8 protein-coding genes are annotated in these 11,014 nt (G+C 46.6%); 4 read left to right on the forward strand and 4 right to left on the reverse strand.

Annotated elements, in window-relative coordinates:
* Positions 1-231: 231 nt before the first annotated feature.
* Both L2744_RS14755 and L2744_RS14760 read right to left on the reverse strand, forming a co-directional pair.
* A complete protein-coding gene (locus L2744_RS14755; RefSeq protein WP_248992632.1) occupies positions 232-1,152 on the reverse strand; it encodes a substrate-binding periplasmic protein in 921 nt (306 codons plus the stop codon).
* A 239-nt stretch (positions 1,153-1,391) separates the two neighbouring features.
* Complete coding sequence (locus L2744_RS14760) at positions 1,392-2,027, reverse strand: TetR/AcrR family transcriptional regulator (RefSeq protein ID WP_248992633.1); 636 nt, start codon at positions 2,025-2,027, stop codon at positions 1,392-1,394.
* Between the two features lie 121 nt (positions 2,028-2,148).
* Here L2744_RS14760 and L2744_RS14765 point away from each other — a divergent pair, with 121 nt between their 5' ends.
* Positions 2,149-2,877, forward strand: coding sequence for a nitroreductase family protein (locus tag L2744_RS14765; RefSeq protein WP_248992634.1), 729 nt, complete (start codon positions 2,149-2,151; stop codon positions 2,875-2,877).
* Between the two features lie 92 nt (positions 2,878-2,969).
* Here L2744_RS14765 and L2744_RS14770 read toward each other — a convergent pair whose 3' ends face one another.
* Together L2744_RS14770 and L2744_RS14775 are read right to left on the reverse strand one after the other, a co-directional pair.
* Entirely contained in the window at positions 2,970-6,065 is a 3,096-nt protein-coding gene (locus L2744_RS14770; protein WP_248992635.1) for an efflux RND transporter permease subunit, read from the reverse strand.
* Between the two features lie 13 nt (positions 6,066-6,078).
* Entirely contained in the window at positions 6,079-7,242 is a 1,164-nt protein-coding gene (locus tag L2744_RS14775) for an efflux RND transporter periplasmic adaptor subunit (RefSeq protein ID WP_248992636.1), read from the reverse strand.
* A gap of 585 nt (positions 7,243-7,827) precedes the next feature.
* Here L2744_RS14775 and L2744_RS14780 point away from each other — a divergent pair.
* The 3 genes from L2744_RS14780 to L2744_RS14790 are packed head-to-tail and all read left to right on the forward strand — an operon-like array spanning position 7,828 to position 10,683.
* Positions 7,828-8,652, forward strand: a complete 825-nt coding sequence (locus L2744_RS14780; RefSeq protein WP_248992637.1) for a MipA/OmpV family protein — start codon at positions 7,828-7,830, stop codon at positions 8,650-8,652.
* Positions 8,652-9,338: a response regulator transcription factor gene (locus tag L2744_RS14785; protein ID WP_248992638.1), complete on the forward strand. Its 687-nt coding sequence runs from the start codon at positions 8,652-8,654 to the stop codon at positions 9,336-9,338. Before L2744_RS14780 ends, L2744_RS14785 begins: the two co-directional genes overlap by 1 nt.
* Positions 9,307-10,683 carry an ATP-binding protein gene (locus tag L2744_RS14790; protein WP_248992639.1) on the forward strand — a complete coding sequence of 459 codons (1,377 nt, stop codon included), beginning with the start codon at positions 9,307-9,309 and terminating at the stop codon, positions 10,681-10,683. Before L2744_RS14785 ends, L2744_RS14790 begins: the two co-directional genes overlap by 32 nt.
* The last annotated feature ends 331 nt before the right edge of the window (positions 10,684-11,014 follow it).

The following is an 11,014-nucleotide window of genomic DNA, read 5'->3' on the forward strand; positions in this document are numbered from 1 at the left end:
TTTATTAACTGCAGTCTTTGTTTGGCTTTAAGCCATAATGAATGGTGAGTTAGCCATAATAATTTATGGCTAAATAGCCGTTAAGAATTATAGACACTTAAGCCGATCTCAAACCCAGGCACGCATAATTTCATCTATGGGGTGAAGGATCGGCTTATTGATGTGGAAGGTCGTAACCTAACTAGGAGCATGTATTTAGTGTGGTGAATGTGGACTAATTTAAACCTTTAATTAGTATCCGATTGAAACCTTATCAGTATACTTAGATTTAATTTTTTCGACGGTTCCATCCTTAATCATCTCGCTTAAAACATTATCAAAGGATTCTGCTAGGGTTGAATAATCTCTAACTTTAGTGAATGCAAGATAACTGCTTAAAGTCTCTATTGGTGGATTTAACGATTTAACTAAACCAGTCTTATTCATTTTGGCAATAAGTTCATTGCCAACATCAAGACTATTTATAATGATATCAGTGCGACCAGCTAGTAATTTTTTGATACAAAATTCAAAACTTTGAGCACAATCGACATTTTTTAATATCCCACCTTTAATGGCGTTGTCAACTATATTCCCATATGATGTATTACATTCTACTCCAATACTATAAGTTGAAAGATCTTCAATTTTCCCAGTGTAATTTATCTCTTTGTCAATCAATGTGAATACGACAAATTTTTGTTGGACTAGTGGTTTGGTGGTGAATAACAAAGTTTCAATTCTTTCAGGTGTTTTCTTTAAAGAAAAGTAAGCGTCAACTCTACCATCCTTAACCATCTCCAGTCCTCGTTTTACAGGATAAAACTCAATTTCAACATTAACATTCAGTTTGTGAAAGGCCGCAACTACAATATCAAGTACGATTCCCTTTTCTATACCACCATCTTGATATATGAATGGGGGGTAGTCTAATGTTGCGATTTTAATATTATTTTCATTTGAAATTGAGTTTGTTGAAATAGCGATAAGCAAAATAAAAATATTTATTTTCATTAGGGTGGTACATAACAACTTAAGGTTAATTTTAGAATATTTGGATTTAATAGCGTTAGCTTTAAAGCTAATATTAAGAGGTTCACACAATTTTAAAATCCAAAGAAAATTAATAGATACTCCTTCGCGAGCTAGGTTCTTCTCTCGATGGATATTCATGTTTGTCCCACCTATCAAAATGAAAGCTCAATCTGTACTTCTGATACTTTAACTATAGTACCGTGCAAAAAAATAGTACAAATCCGTATCGTTTTCTCAGCGACAATTGCAAATGAATAGATGGGATGGTTCATTAATATTTTTAAGGAATGGCATATGGATTTGACTAATACCTCACATGATCAGTAGTTGAAGCTAGCAGTACTGTATCTGGAACATTCCACATATATAGGAACCGCTCAGGGCAAGGTGGTCGCTGTGGGTCGTTCAAGATAATATTCATACAAGGCGACCAGTTCAGTCACGATTTCTGTACCCTGTAACAGCTTTGGCCGCTCTACGATAATGTTATTAATCAACGCCTGCGCCGTTACTGTGATGATGTGAATAGCCAGTTCTGGGTTCGGCACGTTTTGCATAAAAGGTTTTAACGCCTCTAAAAATAATATCCTCAATTGGCTGTCGGCATCGGAGCAACTGGTTTTTAAGGTTAGCGGGACCTCCTCGAGCACGGCTTTGTGTACTGCAGGTGCCACCTTATGCTTTTCAACGATCATATGAACCAGTAATGTTAGTACTTGTTTTAGTGAGCCTTGTAGTGAAACAAGCTGCAGTATTTTATGCAACTCATCACTCATCTCTGCCGCGTGTCGTTTTTGCAGTTCTGCAACTATAGCCTCCTTATTTGGGAAAAATTGATAAAGAGAGCTGATATTTACTCCTGCCCGCTCAGCAATGGCATTTGTTGTGAATCCCTTCCAACCTACCTCGGTCAAAATGTAAGTAGAAGCTTGAATAATCGCATCTACGGTTAAACGCGAACGCTCCTGAGAGGGCATTTTCCTTGATTTTTGTGTAGTACTAATTCGGCTCACACGACATGCCTTAACGTAAGTATTAAAAATTAAAGTAAAAGCTTACTATATTGTGGTTTTACTCACAAGGCGATGTCCATGATGCAGTGTCGCCGTAAGTTACTTTTTAGGAAAAATTACAATGAAAAACTCAACAACAGCGGCTAACTGGGCTGATTTCCAAGCAACAAATCGCCAACGTCGTGCCATCCGCGATTTTAATGGCGCTCAGATCAGTGATGATGACATAGCCGCAATATTGGCAGAGGCAGTACTCGCGCCATCTAGCGGTAATTTGCAACCGTATCAATTACATTGGATTAGTAATGCCGAGACGAAAGCGACAATTGCACAGGCCTGTAATGGTCAGAAAGCGGCTAAGACTGCAGCTACGCTAATTGTGGTGGCGGCCAATCCGGCATTTGGCTTAAAGACTGCAACGGAGCAGCGGGCCTATGTTGATAGTTCTGCAGCCTTTGAGCAGAAATCCAAGGCCTACTACCATAAACAATTGAATATGTTTGAACGCCTGTTAAAGCTGGGGGCTTTCCCTATTTGGACACCGCTGGTCTCTATTGCTGCCTTGGTTCGTCCCAGCCTGTCACTGCTGCCTGTAGGCCATTTAGGCAGTAAACACTGGGCTGCCCGCAATGCAGTTTTTGCAGCGCAAACGCTGATGCTGGCCGCTGCAGCCAAAGGTATTGATTCCTGTCCAATGGAAGGATTTTCAGCATCAAAAATAGCCACACTTTTAGATTTACCCCGTGGCACAGTCATCCCTTTGGTGATAGCGCTGGGCTATCGTTCAACAGATGCCCGAATCGAGGCGCAGTGGCGTCGTTCAGAGGACGATCTGGTGATCCAGCACTAATTTTCTCTCTTTTGCCAAAAGAGCGGCTAACCCTGAGTTTGCAGTTCTATTTATGCCTTATGCCGGATCTTTAGTTAAATGAGCGGCAAGGCTTAATGATTAAGCGGAGAAAAACGGCGTAAGCGTGGTTTTAGCCATTGCACGATATCATCTACACAACTGTACACCACAGGTATTACCAGCAAGCTAAGGAAAGTTGAGGTGATCAGGCCACCAATCACCACTATCGCCATGGGTGCGCGAAAACTCGGATCACCACCCATACCTAAGGCGATAGGCATCATGCCTGCGCCCATGGCAATCGTTGTCATCACTATTGGCCGTGCCCGTTTGCGGCAGGCGTCGATAGTGGCATCCCATCGGTTTAACTGGTGATCACGTCTGGCAATGATGATGTAATCAATCAGCAGGATGGAGTTTTTGGTGGCGATGCCCATTAACATGATTAAGCCAATCATCGCCGGTAGCGATAGCGCGGCATTGGTTAAAAACAGCGCCAGAAAGGCGCCCGGCACCGATAACACCAGCGCAGCAAGAATGGTGACTGGCTGAACAAAATCTTTTAGCAGCAATACCAACACCATATAAATACAGAGCACGCCAGTTAGCATCGCTACGGCAAAGCCGCTAGCTAATTCGCCCATCATTTCGGCATCGCCCAATGTAGTTTGTGACACACCCGGTGGCAGGGTTTGCAGGCTGGGCAGTGCCAATACGGCTTGTTCAACCACACCCAACGGTAGGTTATTCAGCTCTACGTCGAAGTTGATATTGCGCATCCGGTCAAAGCGGGCGATTTCTGCCGGGCCGCTGCTTATTTCTAGGCTGGCGACATTCTCTAGTGCTACCGGGCCGCGGGCGCCGGGTACTGGTAAGCGTTTAAAGGTGTCAAAATCTTCGCGGGCGATATCGCTCAGGCGCACCACCACTGGTACTTGGCGTTCACTCAGGTTAAGTTTGGGCAGATCCTGATCATAGTCTCCGGCCGTGGCAACCCGCAGGGTATCGGCAATGGCCGATGAGGTAACGCCAAGGTCGGCAGCCCGCGCAAAATCTGGGGTGACAATCAGCTCAGGCCTGACTAGGCTGGCGCTGGAGGTCACGGCGCCAATGCCCGGGATAGCACGTAACTCGCGTTCAACTTGCAGTGCATGTTGTTGCAGTATGCGGCTGTCTTCGCCAGCCAGCACCAGTGTATAGCTTTCACTGGAACCACCCATTCCTACTTTAATCCTAGCACCGGGCAGTGTGCCTAACGTTTCACGTAATTGCTGTTCAATTTGTTGCTTCTCAAAACCAGCACGCTCGTTACGATGGGTCAGGCTAAGTGTCAGCACTGCAGAGCGCACACTGGCTGTTGCGCTACCAGCGTCATCTGATGCACCAGAGCTACCGCTGCCGATAGCTGTGTAAACCTGCTTTACATATTCATTTTGCTGCAGCATTTGCCGCGCCTGTTCGGCGAGGGCGATAGTGTCCTGCAGCTTAGTCCCAGGTTGCAATGTGATAGTTACTTGGGTTTGCTGGTCGTTGTTTGCTGGCATAAAAGCACCGGGCAGTGCCATCGCCAGCATAATGCCACCAGCGAAGAATACGGTAGCAGCGGTAATAGTTGTGCCTTTGTGTTGTAAGCACCAAGTCACCAGATTCAGGTAGTAGCGGATCCAGCCCGGCTCTGGTTTAATCTGCTGCTTATTATGCTGTTGCTGGGGGGAGCGCAGTAGGTAGGCTGCCATCATTGGCGTAAGCAGGCGGGCAACTAACAAGGAGAACAGTACTGCTATGGCGGCTGTCCAGCCAAACTGGACAAAAAACTTACCTATTACGCCGCTCATAAAGGCGGTGGGCAAGAATACCGCTATCAGGGTAAAGGTGGTAGCAACCACCGCCAGACCAATTTCATCTGCGGCTTCCATGGCAGCCTGATACGGCGGTTTACCCATGAGCAAGTGGCGCTCGATATTTTCTATTTCAACGATAGCATCATCAACCAACACGCCAATCACTAAGGATAGCGACAACAGCGTCACTGTATTTAGCGAAAAGTCCATCATATGGATCACCATAAAGGTGGGAATGATCGATAGTGGCAGTGCCACCGCAGAAATAAAGGTGGCGCGCCAGTCGCGCAGAAACAGAAATACCACCAGTACCGCCAGCAAGGCACCTTCATATAGTAGTTGCATGGAACCGGCATAGTTCTCCGCTACCGGGTCAATCAGGTTGAATACTTCCGTTATGGTAATATCTGGCCGCTGTTGTTTAAGCTGCTCGAGTGCAGTATGCACCCCCTCAGCAACTTCAATTTCGCCGTAACCTATGGCGCGGGTTATCTCAAAACCCACCACAGGCTCGCCGTTAAGAAAAGCTGCTGAACGTTGCTCTGCAACTGTGTCAGACACTGTGGCTATCTGGTCCAGCCGGAGCCGGCGACCATCGGTTAGGGTAATCTCCATACTGGCGAATTCTTCAGCAGACTGCACGGTCGCAATGGTCCTTACCGATTGCTCCATACCACCAAAATGGGCACGGCCACCAGCGGCCTCTTGCTGCACCAAACGTAACTGGCGTGATATATCGGCGGCAGTGGTATTGAATGCCAGCAGTGCGGCAAAATCCAGATCAACGCGTATTTCGCGGTTAACTCCACCCACTCTGCCGATAGCGCCCACGCCTTTCACGGCTAGCAGGGCTTTGCTTATATCGTTGTCGACAAACCAGGACAAGGCTTCGTTATCCATCCGTTCTGAGCTAAGGCTGTAAGTCAGAATGGGCGAGCCGGACAATTCCTCCTTTTTAATTACTGGATCGCGTAGGTCAGATGGTAGATCAGAGCGAATGCGCGATACCGCATCCCGCACATCATCAATCGCATCTTGTATCGAGCGTTCCAAACGGAACTCCACCGAAATGCTGGCTTCACCATCGGTCAGGTTGCTGTAAATGTGTTTAACGCCTTGCACCGTCGCCAAAGCACTTTCTATTTTACGTACTACATCGGTTTCAAGCTGTGAAGGTGAAGCCCCCGGCAGCTCGATTGCTACGGTAACCGTGGGTAGATCAAGATCAGGCAAATCTTGGATTTTCATCGCACGAAAACTGATAAGTCCAACAAATGTCAGCAGAATAAACAGCAGGATAGCTGGTGTGGGGTTGCGTATTGCCCAAGTCGAGATATTTAAATTCATTTTGTACTCCGGCTTACATCACTTCGTCTAACTGAGTGGCAGAAGCCGCTGGTGTTGCACTGGATTTTGCAGGTGGCAGATTTCCAATAATTCGCACCAGATCCCCATCGCCAAGAAAACTTCCACCCGTGGTAACTACTTGGTCGGATAGTTCAATACCGCTGACGATTTCTATCAGGTTGTCAGTGCGCCATCCTGTACTGACTTTGGTTTGGATTATTCTGGAATCTGCACTGACACGCATCACATAGCTAAAACCGTCGCGCAGTTGTACGGCGCTTTGTGGCAGGGTTATGACTTCGGTACTACCTAGTTCAAACTGGCCGCGTGCGAAAGTACCTGCGCGGGTGGTGTTATCCACAGGCAGGTCAACATAGACCAAAGCGTTGCGGGTTTGGGTATCCACTACCGGCGCGACCATGCGTAGCGAACCTGTGATGGTCTTGCCGCCAACGGGGGTAACTTGTACCACTTGCCCTGGGTGCAGTTTTGTCAGATCTTGTGCTGACACTTCAGCCCGCCATTCAAGCCGGCTGCCTAGGATCAGCCGAAACAGTTCCTGTCCTACTGGCAAGACTGCGCCGACAGTGGCAGTTCTGGCTGAAATAATGCCATTGTCCGGTGCGAGCACCTGAGTTTGTTTCAGGCGTAGTTGTTGTGTATCCAGGTTGGCTTGTGCCGATTTAAGCCGGGCTAGTGCGGTTTTTTCGGTCGTGGAGTATTGCTGAATTTGCTGTGCTGACAGCGCTCCGCCAGCTTGCAATTCAATAGTACGCTTTACGTCGGCGGCAGCTTCAGAGAGTACCGCTTCGGCTTCTGCCACTGCAGCCTGGCTTTGTGCCAGCTCAGCCTTGACCGTCTCGGCGGCAAAGCTAGCCAGCACTTGGCCGCGCTGGACAATATCACCCACATTCACCTCCACCTGTGCCAACCTTAAACCATCGGTTTCATTGCCGATACTCGCTTCCTGCCAGGCGCTGATATTGCCATTGGCCGATATCGTCATTGGTAGCACGATAAGTTGTGGTGTCGTGACGTTAACTGTCAGCGTGGGCTTAGCCGTTGCAATAGCAGTGTTATCCGCGGGCGTATTGGCGCTATCAGCGGCGACGATTACAGCTGTCACGGCCATCACGAACACCGTGGTAATTAAAATAACCTGGTGTGACCTTCTCATTATCTAGTTCCTTATATTTAGCGTGAGCTGTCATGCTCCGGCGGGCATCTTCGAGTTCAAACAAACTAGCAATACCCGCAGATAGCGGGATTGCATCGCCTGAAATGACAGTTCAAAACCTTCAACCTCGGTATGGGCAGCCATACTGCTGCTTGAGCTGCAGTTATAAGCTGAAGCAAAAGCGGATCATCAAATTGAGCCCACCATTGATTAAGGTCAAAAAGCTGGCCGTTGTGGGGGAGTGGCGCATGCCACTGTGTAGCCATGCGGGAGTCGATATCGGCGGTTACCTGTCTGGATACTGTGGATGCACAACCTGATAGCCATAGCGTCGACACAATAATGAGCCCCGCATGTACTGGCGTGACTAAGCCTTGGTACCGCCTTATAAAGGCAAAATTTATTTTGGGTAAGGGAAGCATCTGAAACTCTCATCAGTATCTGAAACCGGATGGCACTATCAGACAAGGAGCCTTTCAGGAAACTTACCGACGAGCAGTGGCAAAAAATGTTTTGGTAAGTTCTATGTAAGTCAGGGGGATTGAAGATGGAGGTTCAATAACATCACCTGAAAGGAATTTATCTATGCGGTCTTTATTCTCAACTGAATGTCATTTTGGTGCAGTAGCTATACGTGGTGTGGTAGCTTCGATAATAGTTTTTGGTTTGGCTTCACCTTTGTCAGCGGTTGCAGCGGGGCTGGAGGAGGACGATTCATCTTCGTCATCTTGGGGGCTTGGCGTGGCAGCTATCAGCAGCCAGAAAGCCTATATTGATATTGACCGTGACCATAATGTATTGCCGATACTGACCTATGAAAACAGCTATTTCCGGTTATCAGGGCCAGAGTTAGCATTTAAATTGCCGAGTTATGCGTTTAGTGATTCCAATAGACTTAATTTCAGTATTATCGGTAAATACGAATTTACTGGGTATGAACAAGATGATGCCAAGATATTGAATGGCATGGAAGATCGTGATGGCGGTGTCTGGGCAGGTTTAAAAGCAGAATGGCAAAACAGCTTTGCTGATATCAGTGCTGAATACATTACTGAAGTTTCTGGTGACAGCGAAGGCAGTATGTTTAATTTTGGAATAGAAAGAACTTGGCATTTTAAAGAGCAATTTATGTTTACGCCACGTGTTGTAGTGAGTTGGTTCGACGATAAATATGTCGATTATTACTACGGGGTGCGTGAAAATGAAGTCAATACCAGCCGGGCTTACTATCAAGGTGAGGCCGCGGTAAATTTTGAGATAGGCGCGCGTGGAGGCTATATGTTTAAGCAAAAGCATTTTATGTTTTTGGATGTTAGCGTTACCAGCCTAGCATCAGAAATTAAAGACAGCCCTCTGGTAGACAGCTCAACTGAAAACCGAGTGTTTCTCGGTTACATCTACAACTTCTGATGAATCGCATACTCTTACTTGAAGATCATGAACGCTTAGCTCGGCTGATATGCGAGGGGCTTGCATCTGCGGGTATTATGGCAGATGTGTTTAGCCGTATTGATTATGCGCTGGTCGCGCTTCAGCAAATGCCGTATCAGGCACTAGTGATTGATCGCGGCGTACCGGACGGTGATGGCTTATCGTTGTTGCGGCGTTTACGGGCTGCTAACAACAATATCCCCTGTCTGGTGCTGACTGCGCGTAATGCTCTGCATGACCGGGTTGAGGGACTTGATGCTGGCGCTGATGATTATCTTGCCAAGCCATTTGCAATGGAAGAAATGATCGCACGGGTACGGGCACTGCTACGCCGCCCAGCTGAAACCCGTTCGCTGGAGCCTCAATGTGGTGACTTAGTGCTGCGCCCAACAGACAGTCTTATTTGTTGCGGAGATAAAAGCGAAACTCTGGCTCAGGCAGAGCTGCAAATTATGTTGTTGCTGGTGCGCAAGTATAAAGAGTCGGTACGCCATAGTGCTCTTGAGACCGCAGGTTGGGGTTTTAGTGAGGCAGTTACTCCCAACGCGCTAGATGTTGCTTTACATCGTATCCGGCGTAAATTGTTGGCTATTGGTTCGCAGCAGCGGATAGTAAATATTAGGGGTATAGGTTATGCGCTTCAGGCTCGCGGACCAACTAAATAGTATCAGTATTAAAGTCTTACTGGCTTTTGTGGTTGGTATGGTGCTGAGTGTCAGTCTTATCACTTTGGTACTGGTCACTACATTATTGTTTAAAAACAATATTTTTTCAGAACTTGAAGTAAACGATGCTTCTCAGGATTTAGCTGAAGATCTGCTGTTTAATGCAGAAGGCATTCCGGTAAAAATTGGCTTAGATGACGATTACAACTGGCTGTTCGAAAGCCTCGCACAGGAAGTCGCTTACCGAGTGCTGGATCAATCAGGAACGGTAGTATTTTATTCTGCAGCCGGAGCATCTTTCTGGTCGGCTGCTGAAATTAACCTTCCTTTAGTCACCGGCTCTTTTGAGTTTGAGCGCGATGGCATCTTGATGGATGCCTCTACCGGGTGGATAGATCATGGTGGTCAGCGTTGGTTTATTCAGATCGCCGTTAGCAGGCGGTTTATCTATTTTGCCCACGATGCCTTTGGTTTTACCTTTTTAGAGAGTGGGCTGACGGTATTATCTGTGGTGCTGTTTATCGTGTTTGGCGCCTGTGCGCATTTTACTCTCAAACATACCCTTAAGCCGCTGCGTCAGCTATCTGAGTCGGCAGCGTTGATTTCTCCCCGTTCTTTACAAGCTCGCTTGAGTAATGACAATGTGCCAGCAGAAATTGCACCTTTGGTAAACAGTTTTAATCAAGCTCTGGAGCGGCTGGAACATGGCTACCGTGTGCAGCAGGAGTTTCTTGCCACAGCGGCACATGAATTAAAGACGCCATTGGCACTGATCCGTGCTCAACTCGAGTTGATGACTGAAACAGAAGAGCGCAATTGGCTACTGCATGATGTCAGCTATATGTCGCGACAGGTTCAGCAATTATTACTGTTGGCAGAAACCAGCGAACCGCATAACTACAGTTTTACGGTTGTTGATATAAAGTCTATCGCTGAAGAGACTGGCGCATATTTACAACGTATGGCTGAGACTGCGAAGGTCAACTTAATTGTTGAAGATTATAGTGCAGGGAGTCAGTGGTTCGCGGATAAAGGTGCGTTATTTACTTTACTGAAGAACTTGTTAGAAAACGCGATACAGCACGCCCCGCCTAATACTGACATTCTTATACGACTTTACCCCCATGATATTACGGTTAGAGATAGGGGTTCTGGTGTTACAGAAGAGCAGTTCTCGCTATTGTTTACACGCTTTTGGCGTGGAGAGCATCGTCGCGATTTAGGGGCCGGTTTAGGTTTATCTATATGCAAGGAAATAGCACTCACACATGGTTGGTTACTTTTGGCGCAAAGAATGGAACCTGGGTTACTTTTCCAGTTATCCGCTGCAAAGTCCTCTAATTAGGTCCAGGTATTCAACGTTAGTCAGGGTGAAAAAACTGCTCAATATGGCATAAAAACTATTGATATCAATAGCGAAAATATTGCTATGATTTTAAAGGCGGTGAATAGCGTAAATTAAAAGGCTGTGGGTAAAGTGATACTATCTAAACCGCCGCCACTAGAACCTCATACCTTTGCTTAATCTACTCAAAACTTCGCCTTCAACTCATATTTATCCTAAATAACCTGAACTCGGGATAAGAAAATTTGAACTAATAGCCCTCCAAGTGATCGGATCTTTCGACCAAGAGAAACCCCATCACACCGGAGGGCCTATGCATAAATTAGTGGAA

This window comes from Shewanella profunda (genome assembly GCF_023283765.1).
In the GTDB taxonomy this organism is placed as follows: domain Bacteria; phylum Pseudomonadota; class Gammaproteobacteria; order Enterobacterales; family Shewanellaceae; genus Shewanella; species Shewanella profunda.